Below are 13,387 nucleotides of genomic sequence, written 5' to 3' on the forward strand. Positions count from 1 at the left end.
GTCGAGACGTGGAGGCGCGGGATGCCCGAGGTCGGTGCGAACGGGGTTTCGCTGTACTACGAGAGCCAGGGCACCGGGCCGGGCGTGGTGCTCGTGCACGGCTCGTGGAGCGATGCGGACAGCTGGAGCCGGGTGGTGCCGGGGCTCGCCACCGGGTGCACGGTGGTGGCGTACGACCGGCGGGGGCACAGCCGCAGCGAGGACCCGGGGGTGCAGGGGTCGGTGCACGAGGACGTCGCGGACCTGGCCGGGCTCATCGAGGCGCTCGGGCTGGCCCCGGCCTTCGTCTGCGGCAACTCCTACGGCGGGCTGATCACGCTCAGGCTGGCCGCCGTCCGGCCCGAGCTGGTGCGGGGGATCACCGTGCACGAGCCGCCCGGGGTGGAGCTGATCCGGGCCGATCCGGGCCTGTCGGTGATCACCGGTGGCTTCGCGGAGCGGATCGCGCCCGTACGGGTGCTGCTCGAAGCGGGCGAGTCCGCTGCGGCGGCGGAGCTGTTCGTCGAGACCGTGGCCCTCGGGCCGGGCGCCTGGCTGCAGCTCCCCGCGCCGCTGCGCCACACCTTCGTACGGAACGCACCGACCTTCCTCGACGAACTGCGGGACCCGGAGGCGCTCGCCCTCGACCTCACGGCCCTGGCCGGGTACACCGCACCGGTACTGCTGACCCGGAGCGACGGGCCGGCGCCCCTCTTCGAGCCCGTCCTGGACCGGATCGCCCTGACCCTCCCGCACGCCGAGATCCACGTCTACCTCGGCGCGGGCCACGTTCCCCATGTCACGCAGCCGGAGGAGTACGTCCGGGTGGTGCTGCCCCGCGCGCTGGCCCGGCCCTGACGGGTGCGGGGGGTGTCAGCCCCGGGGGTCGGGTGCGGTCGGGGTCAGGACGGCGGAGATGAGCTGCTGCAGGGTGCGGTCGAAGATCGCGTCCGAGTCCGGCGGTGTGCCGGTGCCACCGGAGATCAGGGCCTGGGTCAGGTGGGGGTAGTCGCCGCTGAGCACCACGCGCTGCAGGTAACTCACCAGGTCTGTCTGCCACTTGCCGCCGGCCGCCGCCGTGTTCTCCCACTCCGCGTACTGGCAGAGGAAGCCGTTGAGCAGGGACAACGCCTCCATCTTCGCGGAGCCGGGGAGGTCGGCGTCGGCGAGGCAGGCGAGGAAGTACTCGGTGTAGCGCAGTCCGTTGGGCCCGAGGGAGGGGCGGCCGACCACCAGGCGGGGTACCCAGGTGTGTCGGCGCAGGATCCCGAGCTGCCGGCGGAACAGTAGTCGGAGGTCCGTTCGCTGGTCGCCCGAGGGGCTCGCCGGCAGCTCGTACTCGCCGACCACCGCGTCGAGCATCAGGTCGAACAGCTGCTCCTTCTTCGGGACGTAGTTGTACAGCGACATCGTCCCGGCGCCGAGTGCCGCCGCGACCCGCCGCATGGAGACCGCGTCGAGCCCCTCCGCGTCGGCGATCGCCACGGCCGCTGCCGCGATCGAGTCGCGGCTGTGCGCCGGGCGCGGGCCCCGGCCGGTGCGTTCGGGCCGCAGCCAGATCAGCTCCGGGGCTTCGGGGGGAGTGGCGCCGGTCGCGCTGCCGTCCGTCACCTGGTCGTCCGCCACTTGGTCGTCCGTCACTTGAAGATCACCTCGCCCCCATCTTACTTACGTACATCGTACGTAGTACGCTGCTGCCAAGCGCACTTCAACGTACGGTGTACCTAGAAGGGGTTTTGCCATGACGGCTGCCAGCACGGATGCCACCAGAACTGCCGGGACTGCCAGGACGGAACAGGCCGCCATCGAGGTGAAGGGCCTGCACAAACGCTTCGGGAAGACCGAGGCCCTGCGCGGTCTCGACCTCACCGTGCCCGCCGGGACGGTCTGCGGGCTGCTCGGCCCGAACGGCGCCGGCAAGACCACCGCCGTCCGGGTCCTCGCCACCCTGGTCGCACCGGACCAGGGCACCGCCCGGGTCGCCGGGTTCGACGTGGTGCGCGAGGCGGACCAGGTGCGGCGCAGCATCGGGCTGGCCGGGCAGCACGCCGCCGTGGACGAGGGCATCACCGGCCGGGACAACCTCCGGCTGTTCGGCCGGTTCCACCGCCTCGGCGCCCGCCGGGCCCGGCAGCGGGCCGACGAACTGCTGGAGCGCTTCGACCTCACGGAGGCGGCCGACCGCCTGGTCCGCACCTACTCGGGCGGCATGCGCCGACGGCTCGACCTGATGGCCAGCCTGGTCACCCAGCCGCCCGTGCTCTTCCTGGACGAGCCCACCACCGGTCTCGACCCGCGCAGCCGCCAGGAGATCTGGGCCTCCATCAGGGAGCTGGCCTCCGCCGGCACCACCGTCCTGCTCACCACCCAGTACCTGGACGAGGCCGACCAACTGGCCGACGCCGTCGCGGTGGTGGACCACGGGATGGTGATCGCGCACGGCCCGCCCGAGCAACTCAAAGCGGCGGTCGGTACCCGGATCGAGGTGACCCTCGCGGAGGCCGGGCAGCTCGTCCCGGCCGCCGAGCTGCTCGCCGCGTTGGCCGGCGGCGAGCCGGGCACCGACCCCGACCGGCGGACGATCACCGTGGTGGCGCGCGGTGGCCTACCGGTCGAGCTGCTCCGCTTGGTGCGCGAGCTCGACGCGGCGGGCGTCGCCGCCCAGGACGTCGCGCTGCGCTCGCCGTCGCTGGACGACGTCTTCCTCGCTCTGACCGCCAACTCCATTGAGAGGGCTGCCTGATGGCCACCACGATGCCCGGAGCCCTGCCGCGCGCGGTCTCCGACACCCGCGGTTCGATGCTGCGCGTCCTGTTGGCGTACCGCCGCTCGCCCGGCCTGATGGTCGCCTCGTTCGCCGTGCCGGTGGTGATGGTGGTGGTGTTCGGGTACGTCTTCGGCAGCGCCATGCAGGTGCCCGGCGGCGGCAACTACCGCGAGTTCCTGATGCCGGGTCTGTTCGTGCTGGTCGCGGTCAACGGCCTGATACCGACCATGGTCGGCACCGCTCGCGACGCCGGGCGCGGCATCACCGACCGGCTGCGCTCGATGCCGGTCTCGCGCACCGGGCTGCTGCTCGGTCTGGCCGTCGCGGACCTGCTGGTGGCGGTCTGCGTGCTGGTACCGCTGACGGCGGTCGGCCTGGCGGCCGGCTGGCGGATCCGGGACGGGTTCGCCCACGCGGCCGTCGCGTTCGCCCTGCTGCTCCTGTTCCGGTTCACGATGACGTGGGTGGGTATGTGCCTCGGACTTCTCGCGGGCTCGGAGGAGACCGCCGGCCAGCTGGCCGTGCTCACCTTCCCGCTCGGGATGGTGACCAACGCCTTCGTACCGACCGGCGGGATGCCCGGTTGGCTGCGCGCCGTCGCCGACTGCAACCCGATCAGCGCAGTGGTGGCCGCCTGCCGCGAGCAGTTCGGCAACCCGTCCGCCCCGGGCGGGCCCTGGCCGATGCAGCACCCGGTCGCGGCGACGCTGCTCTGGGCGGTGGCGCTGCTGGTGGTCTTCGTGCCACTGGCGGTGCGGAAGTTCTCCAGCCACGGGCGGTGACTCCGACCTGAGCCAGGGTCGGTGACTCCGACCTGAGCCAGGGTCGGTGACTCCGACCTGAGCCAGGGTCGGTGACTCCGACCTGAGCCACACGCGGTGAACGGTGCTGGACAAAGCGGCTGGTGCGGCAGAGTGTGGCGAGCATGGAGTTCACCAAACTCGGCCGTACCGGCTTGACCGTGTCCCGCCTCTGCCTGGGCACCATGAACTTCGGCCCGCACACCGAAGAGGACGACGCCCACCAGATCATGGACACCGCCCACGAGCAGGGCATCAACTTCTTCGACACCGCCAACGTCTACGGCTGGGGCGAGAACAAGGGCCGCACCGAGGAGATCATCGGCAGCTGGTTCGCTCGCGGCGGCCGCCGCCGCGAGGAGACCGTCATCGCCACCAAGCTCTACGGCGACATGGGGGAGTGGCCCAACGAGGGCAAGCTCTCCGCACTCAACATCCGCCGCGCGGTCGACGCGAGCCTGCGGCGCCTGCAGACCGACTACATCGACCTGTACCAGATGCACCACATCGACCGGGCCACGCCGTGGGAGGAGATCTGGCAGGCGATGGAGTTGCTGGTCGCCCAGGGCAAGATCATCTACGTCGGCTCCAGCAACTTCGCCGGCTGGCACATCGCCCGGGCCCAGGAGGCCGCGAACTCGCGCAACTTCCTCGGCCTGACGAGCGAACAGTCGCTCTACAACCTGCTGGAACGCAGTCTGGAACTGGAGGTCATCCCGGCCGCCCAGCACTACGGCCTCGGGCTGATCCCCTGGTCGCCGCTGCACGGCGGGCTGCTCGGCGGCGTGCTGCGCAAGGAGCGCGAGGGCGTCCGGCGGTCCTTGGGCCGGGCCGCCGAGACCCTGGAGTCCAAGCGCGAGCAGCTCCAGGCGTACGAGGACCTGGCCGCCGAACTCGGCCACGAGCCCGGTGACATCGCCCTCGCCTGGCTGCTCTCCCGCCCGACCGTCACCGCCCCGATCGTCGGCCCGCGTACGCTCGAACAGCTGCACGCGGCCGTCCGGGCGCTCGACGTGACGCTCGACCGGACGACCCTCGACCGCCTGGACGAGATCTTTCCCGGCCACCGCACCGCCCCGGAGGACTACGCCTGGTAGGCGCTGTCCGGCAGGCGCTGTCCTTCAGGCTCTGCTGGCAGGGCCTGTCCGAAGGGCCTGGTGCCCGGCGGGCCTGTTCGGTAGCTGTCCGTCACACTGTGAGGTGTGACCACCTCCGAGTCGATCATCCATCAGGTGCCCTACCACTCCCAGTGGGAATCGCCCGAGCTGGTGCCGGACATCCTGGCCGGCACCAGTCTGGCGGCCGACGACCCGCTCTGGGAACGGTCGGGCGCGGCCGACCAGGAGGAGTACGAGTACTGGTCGTGGCGGCTCTGCGGGGTGGCCTGTCTGCGGATGGCGCTCGACTTCTGGTGGGGCCTGGCCCCGCCCGCCGTCCGGCTCGCCGAGGAGTGCCTCGCCGCCGGAGCGTACGTACGCCACCCGGACGGGCGGCTCGACGGGCTGATCCACGCGCCCTTCGCCGAGTACGTCCACCGCCGCTGGGGCCTGCCGGCCGACGCCCGCGCGCCGCTGGCCGCCGAGGACCTGCCCGGGCACCTCGCGACGGGCCGGCTGGTGATGCTCTCCGTGCACCCGTCGATCCGTACCCTCGACCCGCACCCGCCGCGCCTCGGTGGCCACCTCGTTCTCGCGGTCGGTGCCACCGAGGACGCGCTGCTGATCCACAACCCCTCAGGATTCCCGGACGGCTCCCAGCAGTTCGCCCCCGTGCCGTGGGCCGACCTCCCGCGCTTCTTCGCCGGACGGGGGATCGTGCTCGGCCCGTACGGTCAGCCCGAGGAGTAGGTGGAGGCGCGGGCGCTCAGCGGTCCCCGGTGGTGGCGGGTCACTCCTTCGACGGGATGTAGTACGGGCTGTTGTGGGCGGCCACCGGTGCGGACTGGTAGGTCCAGACGCCTGCGGCGGGGGCGTCGGCGATCAGCAGGGCGAGGTGCCGACCCACCTCGGCCGCCGGGTCGGTGACGGTGAGGCGTACCCGGCCGCTGGTGGCGCTGTCCAGTGGGTGGTACTGGTAGGGCTGGTAGACGTTCATCGGCCCGGCGAGCAGACCGTCCTGCGGGTGGGTGCCGTAGCCGGTGATCGGGGTGTTGTTGACGGGCTCGGGGGTGAGGCCGGTCAGGTCGGCGTCGAAGGAGAACAGGGCGCGGTCCCGGTGTTCGAGGCCGGCTCGGTCGGCGGTGAAGTCGGCCTCCTTGCAGGTGACCGACCAAGTCCGCTGCTGGGCGGGCCCGTTGAGGGACGGCATGGTGGTCTCGAACCAGCCGGGATACTTGGGTTCGGCGTACAGCTTGATGCCCGCGTCGATCGCGAGCGGGTTGTCGCACAGGACGTGGATGCGGGCGATGCCGAGCAGCTTGGTCTGGTCGAATCCGCGAGCGTACTGGTCGTAGCCGAGCTCGGGCAGGCGGCCGGCGGCACCGGCCGGGTGGGCGATGACGTTGACCTCGATCTCCTGGGTGATGCCGGCTCCGTTCGGGTACTGGGCGAAGTAGAGCTGGTAGTTGAGCGAGACGCAGGCGCGCCCGTCGAAGTCGGCCGCGACCAGGTCGGGGTGGCGCTCGGAGAGGACATCGCGGACCGGGCCCGGGTCCACGAGGTAGTCGAGGCCGATGTTGTGCAACGCGCCGTAGTGGAAGGGCAGTTGGTACGGCTCGGGTACGGCTGGCAGGGGGATCGAGTGGCTCGGCTGCTGGTTCTGGTTCGGCTGCTGGTTCTGGTTCGGGTTCGGGCTCGGGCTCTGGTTCGGGCTCTGGTTCACGGGTGATCGGATCCTTGGAGGGTGGTGGTCGTGGTGGTCGTTGCTGTGGCGCCCCGGAGTTGGACCGGGCGGCGGTGGGCGAGCAGGTCATGGTGGATCCGGTCGCTGCTGCGCAGGGCGAGGGCGGCCATGGTCAGTGAGGGGTTGGAGGTGGCGACGCCGGGCATGCTGCCGCAGCCCACGGCGTAGAGGTTGGGGTGATCCCAGCAGCGCTGCCACTGGTCGACCACGGAGTCGGCCGGCGTGCCGCCCATGATGTGGGTGCCCGCGCCGTGCCCGGCCGCCCGGTAGGCGTAGGGGTGCCCGTCGTGCTCGAACCAGCCGGGCCAGGCCGGTCCCGGTTCGAAGCGGGTGTGGTCCTCGGCGCCGAGCAGCGCGAAGAGTTGGTCGGAGACGGTCTTCGCGGCGGCGATCCCACGCTTCACGTACTCGGACAGGTCGTAGTGGATCACCGGGCGCGGGTTGCCGAGAGCGTCGAGGTGGCGGGGATCGATGGTGACCCGGTTCGCCGGGTCGGCCTCCTGCTCCATCTCGAACTGGAACGCGAACTCCCGCCCGATCCGGTCACCCAGGGTCCTGCGCAGCTCCGGGCCGAACAGGCCGCGCCCGTCCGGGCCGCCGCTGCGCAGGAGTTCGGCGACCCGGCCCTCCGGCGGGCCGAGCGCCCAGGTCCACCCCCAGTTGCCGATCTCTACCCGGAAGGGGGCGCGGCGGGCGCGGGCCGGGCCGAAGCGGAAGCCCTCCAGGCCGGAGGTCGAGCCGGGCCCTCGGTACGCTCCGATCTGACGAAGCATCAAGCCCCAGGTCAGCAGCACCGGATGGTCCATCAGGTTGCGCCCGACCTGGTCGCTGCTGTTGGCCGCCCCGGAGACCAGGAGCAGTTTGGCGTTCTCGATCGCGTGCGCGGCCAGCACGACTAGGTCGGCGTCGGCGGTGTGGGTGGTGAGGTCGTGGGGGGTGGCTGACGTGCCCTCGTCGTACGTCCGGTACTCCACGCCGGTGGCCTGCCCGTTCGCGGCGAGCCGGACCCGGGTGACCACAGCCCGGGTGATCAGGGCGACGGAGGAGCTCCACCGGGCCTGGGTCCGGAGCGGGGTGTACTTGGCCTGCGACGGGCAGATCGGCACGCAGGTGGCACGGCCCTCGCACAGCCCCCCGCCGGAGGATCGGTAGCCTGCACCCCCGTCGTAGGCGGGGTTCGGGAGGCCGTTGCGGGCGTGTGGCGTGCCGGTCACCCGTAGGCGGGTGGGCGCGGCCCCCGCCGAGTCCCGTACCGTCCTGCCGTCCAGGGCTTCGGCCATCGCCTGGTCCAGCGTGCTGCGCGGGATCGCGTGCATCGGGAACCGGTACCCGTCGCGGAACGGCAGGCCGACGGCCTCACGCTGCTCGTCCACGTCGGCGGCCACCCCGATCTCGCGTTCGGCCTGCTCGTAATACGGCTCCAGATCCCCGTAGCCGATCGGCCAGTTGCGGCCGTGGCCGAAGTCCCCGGCGCTGAAGTCCTCGGGGTGCATGCGCGGCGTCAACCCCGTCCACGTCAGCCCGGTACCGCCGTTGGCGCGCAGGTACCCACTGGCGTAGGGGAGCGGACCGCGCTGCACGAGGTACCCGTCGGCGTTGAACGTGCCGTCGGCGCTGCCGGAGAGGTCGGTCACGTCCGGGGACGGCGCGGCAATGCTCGTCCGGTAGGGCGAATTGGGCACCTTGGCCAACGCCGCGTGGTGCGCCTCCACCGCGTCCAGCTGCCCCCGGTCGACGTCGGGAGCGCCGTGGCCTGCCTCCAGCACCAGTACCCGCCAACCTTGTTGGCCCAGTCGCCGGGCGACCAGCGACCCGGCGAAGCCCGCGCCGACCACGATCACGTCCCACCGCCGGACGTCTCGCACGCTCACCGGGCCACCGCCGACTTGATGTCGGTGGCGTCGGTGGTGGTGGCGGCCTCGGCGTCGGTGGCGTCGATGTCGGTGGTGTCAGTGGTGTCGATGTCGGTGGTGGAGTGCCGGTCGGGCGGTGCGACGGCCCAACTGCCGTACCCCTGTGCCACAGTGCCCGGCGCATGCGCGCCGAAGGCCCGCCATACCAGCCCTTCGGCGTAAGCCCGGGACGAGACCACGAACGGCTCACCTGCCGGCTTCCCGGTGGGTGCGGGCGTCGGCAGCCCAGGCCAAGTCCCCGTGTACCAGAGGTGGGTGACTGACCGAGCCAGCTCCCGCAGTGGCTCGTCGCCGGGATCGGGCGGACCTCCTCCGACGCCGGACCGCACCAGCCGGCTCAGCTGCTCGTCCCCGGCCTGCGTCAGCACCACCGACCGGTAGGTGCCCGCCATGCCGGTCTGGTGCAACTCGTCGGCATCGAAGCCGGTCAGCCCTACCGACAGCGCGACGAACTGATCGACCGTCACCATCGAACCTCCCCCAATGTCAAGATCGCGGGGCAGACGCCCTCGTCATCCTTCCTCGTACTCGGGAGAGTCATGCACCGCTGCGCCGAACCATCCGGATCCTGAATACCGGAGCGCGTCAGTGGTGGTGGCTGCCGCCGCCCGAGTCGTGGTGCGAGGGTGTGGAGCTGCTGTCGAAGCTCGGGCCGGAGCTGTGGTGGCCGTGGTGCTCCTGCTGGTACCCGTGCTGCTGGTGGTGGTGCTGCTGGTGGTGCTGCCCGCTGCCGGCTGTGCCGGGGTCGGTCCGGACTCCGTACTGCGCCCGTCGTTGGAGGTCGTCGGGCTCCGGCAGCCAGTCCAGGTTGCCCGGGGTGCCGTGTGGCTGTCCCGGTCGGCGCTGGTCGGACGTCTTGGCCGAGCGGACGGCCGCGCGCAGGGACAGTGCCACGACGAGCAGGATGAGGCCCACCACTCCTGCGAAGAACACCACGAAAAACAGGCCGATCATCATCTGGGCTCTCTCCCCCCACCGGTTGCCGGCCGGCCTTTCGGCCGGAGTGGCCGAGTGGCCGGAGTACCCGCGCAGTGCCCGTAGAGTGCCCGGACGCCTGTCGCCCGACACCCTACTTGAGCAGCTTCTGAGCTTCTGAGCTGCCCGGCCCGCGCGCGCTCGGGCGGTCCGCGTTGGACGATGGAGAGCGTCCGGGGATCCGTGATCGGGAGGCCGCATGCTGCTGCAACGTCTCGCCCGGACGTCGCGGGCCACGGCCGCCGAGCCCGGTCGGACGGCTAAGACCGGGCTGCTCGCGGACTGTCTGCGGGAGCTGGGGCCGGAGGAGATCCCCGCCGCCGTGGCGTTGCTGTCCGGGGAGTCCCGGCGGTTGCGGGTCGGTGTCGGGTATGTCGGTGTGCAGGATCTCCCGGGGCCGGCGGTCGGCGCCACGCTCGGAGTGCGGGAGACCGAGGAAGCGCTGGTGCGGATCGCCGAGGTGCACGGCAAGGGCGCGCAGGCCGAGCGTCACCGCCTGCTGTCGGAGCTGTTCGGCCGGGCCACCGGGGAGGAGCAGGAGTTTCTGCGGGCTGTGCTGGTCGGCGAGTTGCGCCAGGGCGCGCTGGACGCGGTGATGGCCGACGCGGTGGCCAGTGCCGCCGGGGTGCCGGCCGCGACGGTGCGGCGCGCGCTGATGTTCCGGGGTTCGGCCCGGGAGGTGGCGCGAACCGCGCTGGCCGGTGGCGCGTCCGCACTCGACGGCCTGGGGCTCGAACTCGGCCACCCCGTACGGCCGATGCTCGCCGCTTCGGCTCCCGACGTGGCAACCGCCCTGGACCGTACGGGCCCTGCGGGGCTGGAGTGGAAGCTCGACGGGATCCGGGTCCAGGTGCACCGCGACGGCGACCGGGTCTGCGTGTTCACCCGTGGGCTGGACGACATCACCGCCCGGGTGCCGGAGGCGGTCGAGGCGGCCAGGTCGCTGGACGTCCGCTCGGCGGTCCTGGACGGCGAGGCGATCGCGCTGGGCCCGGACGACCGCCCGCGCCCCTTCCAGGTCACGGCCGCCCGTACGGCGTCCCGGCAGGATCCCGAGCGGCTACGCGCCGAAGTCCCGCTGCGGGTCTTCTTCTTCGACCTGCTGCACCGCGACGGCACCGACCTGATCGACCTGCCCGCCGAGCAGCGCTGGGCGGCGCTCGCCGCCGTCGTACCCAGGCCGCTCCGGGTGCCGAGCGTCCTGACCGGCGAGCCGGACCGGGCGCTGGCCTTCTTCCAGGACGCGCTGGCCCACGGCCACGAGGGCGTGGTGGTCAAGGACCCCGCCGCCCGCTACGCGGCGGGCCGCCGGGGCGCGGGCTGGATAAAGGTCAAGCCGCGCCACACGTTGGACCTGGTGGTGCTGGCCGCCGAGTGGGGCAGCGGCCGCCGCCAGGGCTTCCTCAGCAATCTGCACCTGGGCGCGCGGAACGACGGCGATCCTGCGCTCGAACCGTGGGTGATGCTCGGCAAGACCTTCAAGGGGCTCACCGACGAACTGCTCGCCTGGCAGACCGAACAGCTCCTGGCCCGGGAGGAGAGCCGCGACTCGTTCGTGGTCCGGGTACGCCCGGAGCTGGTGGTGGAGATCGCCTTCGACGGACTCCAGCGCAGCCCCCGCTACCCCGCGAAGCTCGCGCTGCGCTTCGCGCGCGTCCTGCGCTACCGCGAGGACAAGCCGCCGCAGGAGGCCGACACCATCGCCACCGTAAGGGAGTTGGCCCGGATCGCGGAGGTCGGTGAAGGGTAAGGCCCGGGTGCGGTGGGGCGGTGGGGCGGTGGGGCGGCGGGGCGGCAGGGTGGCGGGGTGACCGGGTGGCAGGGTGGCAGGGTGGCAGGGCGGTAGGGCAGCGAGGCGGCACGGCGGCTTGGGACGGAGCAGGAACCGGACGAAGGAGCAGCTGATGAGCACCGGAGGAAGTGCCGGAGGAAGCGTCGGAGGGCTCTCCCGGACCCGGCTCGCCCGCATGCACGACATCATGACCGCGCACGTCGAACGCGGCGAACTGCCCGGCCTCGTCACCCTGGTGAGCCGGCACGGCGAGGTGTACGTCGACGCGATCGGCAGCCTGGCGGTGGACGGTGCCGAGCCGATGCGGCGCGACACCGTCTTTCGGATCGCCTCGATGACCAAGCCCGTCACTGCGGCGGCGGCGATGATGCTGGTGGAGGAGTGCCGGCTGCGGGCTGGACGAGCCGGTCGACCGGCTGCTGCCCGAGTTGGCCGACCGCAGGGTGCTCACCCGGCTGGACAGGCCCCTCGACGACACCGTCCCTGCCCGGCGCTCGATCACCCTGCGTGACCTGCTGACCTTCCGACTGGGCATCGGGGCCGTGCTGGCTCCCCCCGGCCGGTATCCGATCCAGCGGGCGCTGGCCGACGCGGGGCTCGCTCCGGGCGCGGAACCGCCGGTGGTCGGGCCGCAGGAGTGGCTGCGGCGGCTCGGCAACCTGCCGCTGATCCGTCAGCCGGGTGAGGCGTGGATGTACCACACGGGCTCGGACGTACTGGGGAGACTGATCGAGCGGGTCACCGGGGGTTCGCTGGCGGACTTCCTCCGCCGGCGGGTGTTCGAGCCGCTGGGGATGCGGGACACCGGGTTCCAGGTCCAGGACGCGCAGCTGCGGCGACTGCCCACCAGCTACCGGGCGGACCCGGAGACGGGGCACTCGTGGTGCACGACGACGCGGCCGACAGCCTCTGGAGCCGCCCGCCCGCGCTCGAATCCGGCGGGGGCGGGTTGGTCTCCACGGTGGACGACTATCTGGCGTTCTGCCGGATGATGCTGGACAAGGGCCGGTTCGACGGTGGACGCTGCTGTCCCGGCCGTCGGTGAAGCTGATGACCAGCGATCAGCTGACGCCCCAACAGCGGTACGAGGCCCGGCTGTTCTTCGGCGGCAGTCGTAGCTGGGGGTCTCGGGGTCGGCATCACCCTCCGCTGCGACGCGACCTGTCGGCGGTACCCGGCCGGTTCGGCTGGGACGGCGGCATCGGCACCTCCGCGTACTCGGACCCCACCGAGGACCTGGTGGGCATCCTGATGACGCAGCGCCTGCTGACCTCGCCCGAACCCCCGGCGCTCTTCCGGGATTTCTGGACCTCGGTGTGCCAGGCGATCGACGACTGAGACGAGTTCCGGTGGTGGTCCGGGGATAGTCCGGCGGTAGTCCGGCGGCAGTCCGGTGACAGGGGGAGTCAGGTCAGCCGCCGGTCGGGAGGCCGATCGGGTTGAGCGGTGGCAGTTCGGCGCGACAGGCGGTCGAGATGGGCTTGAGGGCGGCGGCGAGCCGGTCGAGTTCGGCGCGGTGGAAGCCGGACCAGACCCGGGCCGCCGCCAGGTCGGTGGCGGCCTCCAGCGCCTGGTGGCGGGAGCGGCCGTCCGGGCTGACGGTGCCGTCCGGGTTGAGCCAACCACGGTCCGACAGACGCTCGGTGGCGTCGTCCCAGTCCTGGTCCGTCCAACCCCGGTTCGGTTGCAGCACCTCACGCCGGGTGTCGAGGGCGCAGCGCAGCACCAACGCCTCGCAGCCGTCCAGCCCTTCGGTGATCAGAGCCGCGACGTGCCCGTCGCCGCGATGCTCGCGCAGCACCGTGGTGGCGTGCCAGAGCCGGGCCAACTGCCCTTCGGGGCGCGGAAGTACGGCGTTGGCGGCGGCAAGCACCCGGCCGCCGTGGTCCAGGCCGTCCACGGCTTGCTCCAGCATCGTTACCGAGAGCTCGATCAGTTCGGGCTTCACCGTCTCCAGCACCCGTTCCAGCGCCGCCGTCGCACCGGCCACCCGGGCCGCCAACGCGGCCTCGGGGGTGGCGCGTTGCCACACGTCCGGGAGCGCCCGCTCGACCATGCCGGGTGCGAAGTTGAAGAACGCGGCCGTCACCGGCGCCGCCTCGACCGGACCCAGCGGTGCCGACCGCCCGGCGAAGTACCCCCGCCAGTAGCCGCGCAGCCCGGCCGCCTCGTACGCCGCACGGCCCTCGGGCGAGAAGTAGGTCAGGGCGTGCACGGGCTCGAAGAGCCACCAGAGTGCTCGCGCGGGATGCACCAACTCGGTCATCGGACACCTTTCCGGTCGCGGTCACGGCGCCACGACCCTAGCGCGCCATGGCTG

Annotated in this window: 15 protein-coding genes; 9 read left to right on the forward strand and 6 right to left on the reverse strand. The window is 72.1% G+C overall.

The window, feature by feature from the left end; translation table 11 throughout:
- The first annotated feature begins 21 nt into the window (after positions 1–21).
- Positions 22–837 carry an alpha/beta hydrolase gene (locus P3T29_RS07840; protein WP_280715582.1) on the forward strand — a complete coding sequence of 272 codons (816 nt, stop codon included), beginning with the start codon at positions 22–24 and terminating at the stop codon, positions 835–837.
- A gap of 15 nt (positions 838–852) precedes the next feature.
- Here the strand turns inward: P3T29_RS07840 and P3T29_RS07845 are convergent, their stop codons facing one another.
- Positions 853–1,620, reverse strand: a complete 768-nt coding sequence (locus P3T29_RS07845) for a TetR/AcrR family transcriptional regulator (protein ID WP_280715583.1) — start codon at positions 1,618–1,620, stop codon at positions 853–855.
- Between the two features lie 100 nt (positions 1,621–1,720).
- On the opposite strand from P3T29_RS07845, the gene P3T29_RS07850 reads away from it, so the two are divergent.
- The 4 genes from P3T29_RS07850 (at position 1,721) to P3T29_RS07865 (ending at position 5,393) form a co-directional block, all read left to right on the forward strand.
- A complete protein-coding gene (locus P3T29_RS07850; protein ID WP_280715584.1) occupies positions 1,721–2,722 on the forward strand; it encodes an ATP-binding cassette domain-containing protein in 1,002 nt (333 codons plus the stop codon).
- The gene (locus P3T29_RS07855; protein ID WP_280715585.1) at positions 2,722–3,528 is read left to right on the forward strand and encodes an ABC transporter permease; all 807 of its coding nucleotides are present in this window, start codon (positions 2,722–2,724) and stop codon (positions 3,526–3,528) included. Before P3T29_RS07850 ends, P3T29_RS07855 begins: the two co-directional genes overlap by 1 nt.
- Before the next feature lie 143 nt (positions 3,529–3,671).
- Positions 3,672–4,643 (forward strand): aldo/keto reductase, encoded by a 972-nt coding sequence (locus tag P3T29_RS07860; RefSeq protein WP_280715586.1) that lies wholly within the window; start codon positions 3,672–3,674, stop codon positions 4,641–4,643.
- 105 nt (positions 4,644–4,748) lie between these two features.
- Positions 4,749–5,393, forward strand: coding sequence for a C39 family peptidase (locus P3T29_RS07865; protein ID WP_280715587.1), 645 nt, complete (start codon positions 4,749–4,751; stop codon positions 5,391–5,393).
- A 40-nt stretch (positions 5,394–5,433) separates the two neighbouring features.
- Here the strand turns inward: P3T29_RS07865 and P3T29_RS07870 are convergent, their stop codons facing one another.
- The 4 genes from P3T29_RS07870 to P3T29_RS07885 all read right to left on the reverse strand — a co-directional run bounded on the left by P3T29_RS07870 (position 5,434) and on the right by P3T29_RS07885 (position 9,257).
- Positions 5,434–6,366 (reverse strand): hypothetical protein, encoded by a 933-nt coding sequence (locus P3T29_RS07870; protein WP_280715588.1) that lies wholly within the window; start codon positions 6,364–6,366, stop codon positions 5,434–5,436.
- Positions 6,363–8,258 (reverse strand): GMC family oxidoreductase, encoded by a 1,896-nt coding sequence (locus P3T29_RS07875; RefSeq protein ID WP_280715589.1) that lies wholly within the window; start codon positions 8,256–8,258, stop codon positions 6,363–6,365. Before P3T29_RS07875 ends, P3T29_RS07870 begins: the two co-directional genes overlap by 4 nt.
- Entirely contained in the window at positions 8,255–8,770 is a 516-nt protein-coding gene (locus P3T29_RS07880; RefSeq protein ID WP_280715590.1) for a hypothetical protein, read from the reverse strand. Before P3T29_RS07880 ends, P3T29_RS07875 begins: the two co-directional genes overlap by 4 nt.
- A 115-nt stretch (positions 8,771–8,885) precedes the next feature.
- Complete coding sequence (locus tag P3T29_RS07885; RefSeq protein ID WP_280715591.1) at positions 8,886–9,257, reverse strand: hypothetical protein; 372 nt, start codon at positions 9,255–9,257, stop codon at positions 8,886–8,888.
- 217 nt (positions 9,258–9,474) lie between these two features.
- Here P3T29_RS07885 and P3T29_RS07890 point away from each other — a divergent pair, with 217 nt between their 5' ends.
- From P3T29_RS07890 to P3T29_RS32670, 4 genes are all read left to right on the forward strand, one after another.
- Complete coding sequence (locus P3T29_RS07890; protein WP_280715592.1) at positions 9,475–11,025, forward strand: ATP-dependent DNA ligase; 1,551 nt, start codon at positions 9,475–9,477, stop codon at positions 11,023–11,025.
- Between the two features lie 154 nt (positions 11,026–11,179).
- Complete coding sequence (locus P3T29_RS32660) at positions 11,180–11,578, forward strand: serine hydrolase domain-containing protein (RefSeq protein ID WP_348532800.1); 399 nt, start codon at positions 11,180–11,182, stop codon at positions 11,576–11,578.
- Entirely contained in the window at positions 11,496–12,059 is a 564-nt protein-coding gene (locus P3T29_RS32665; RefSeq protein ID WP_348532801.1) for a serine hydrolase domain-containing protein, read from the forward strand. Before P3T29_RS32660 ends, P3T29_RS32665 begins: the two co-directional genes overlap by 83 nt.
- Before the next feature lie 58 nt (positions 12,060–12,117).
- Positions 12,118–12,405 carry a hypothetical protein gene (locus P3T29_RS32670; protein WP_348532802.1) on the forward strand — a complete coding sequence of 96 codons (288 nt, stop codon included), beginning with the start codon at positions 12,118–12,120 and terminating at the stop codon, positions 12,403–12,405.
- Between the two features lie 73 nt (positions 12,406–12,478).
- Here the strand turns inward: P3T29_RS32670 and P3T29_RS07900 are convergent, their stop codons facing one another.
- A complete protein-coding gene (locus P3T29_RS07900; RefSeq protein WP_280715593.1) occupies positions 12,479–13,333 on the reverse strand; it encodes a hypothetical protein in 855 nt (284 codons plus the stop codon).
- Positions 13,334–13,387 lie beyond the last annotated feature (54 nt).

Source organism: Kitasatospora sp. MAP5-34, assembly GCF_029894335.1.
Classification (GTDB): Bacteria; Actinomycetota; Actinomycetes; order Streptomycetales; family Streptomycetaceae; genus Kitasatospora.

Coding starts and splice junctions, on each gene's coding strand:
- P3T29_RS07890 (WP_280715592.1), top strand. CDS start 9,475: ATGCTGCTGCAACGTCTCGCCCGGACGTCGCGGGCCACGGCCGCCGAG.
- P3T29_RS07855 (WP_280715585.1), top strand. CDS start 2,722: ATGGCCACCACGATGCCCGGAGCCCTGCCGCGCGCGGTCTCCGACACC.
- P3T29_RS07900 (WP_280715593.1), bottom strand. CDS start 13,333: ATGACCGAGTTGGTGCATCCCGCGCGAGCACTCTGGTGGCTCTTCGAG.
- P3T29_RS07840 (WP_280715582.1), top strand. CDS start 22: ATGCCCGAGGTCGGTGCGAACGGGGTTTCGCTGTACTACGAGAGCCAG.
- P3T29_RS32670 (WP_348532802.1), top strand. CDS start 12,118: ATGACCAGCGATCAGCTGACGCCCCAACAGCGGTACGAGGCCCGGCTG.
- P3T29_RS07860 (WP_280715586.1), top strand. CDS start 3,672: ATGGAGTTCACCAAACTCGGCCGTACCGGCTTGACCGTGTCCCGCCTC.
- P3T29_RS32660 (WP_348532800.1), top strand. CDS start 11,180: ATGAGCACCGGAGGAAGTGCCGGAGGAAGCGTCGGAGGGCTCTCCCGG.
- P3T29_RS07850 (WP_280715584.1), top strand. CDS start 1,721: ATGACGGCTGCCAGCACGGATGCCACCAGAACTGCCGGGACTGCCAGG.
- P3T29_RS07880 (WP_280715590.1), bottom strand. CDS start 8,770: ATGGTGACGGTCGATCAGTTCGTCGCGCTGTCGGTAGGGCTGACCGGC.
- P3T29_RS07885 (WP_280715591.1), bottom strand. CDS start 9,257: ATGATGATCGGCCTGTTTTTCGTGGTGTTCTTCGCAGGAGTGGTGGGC.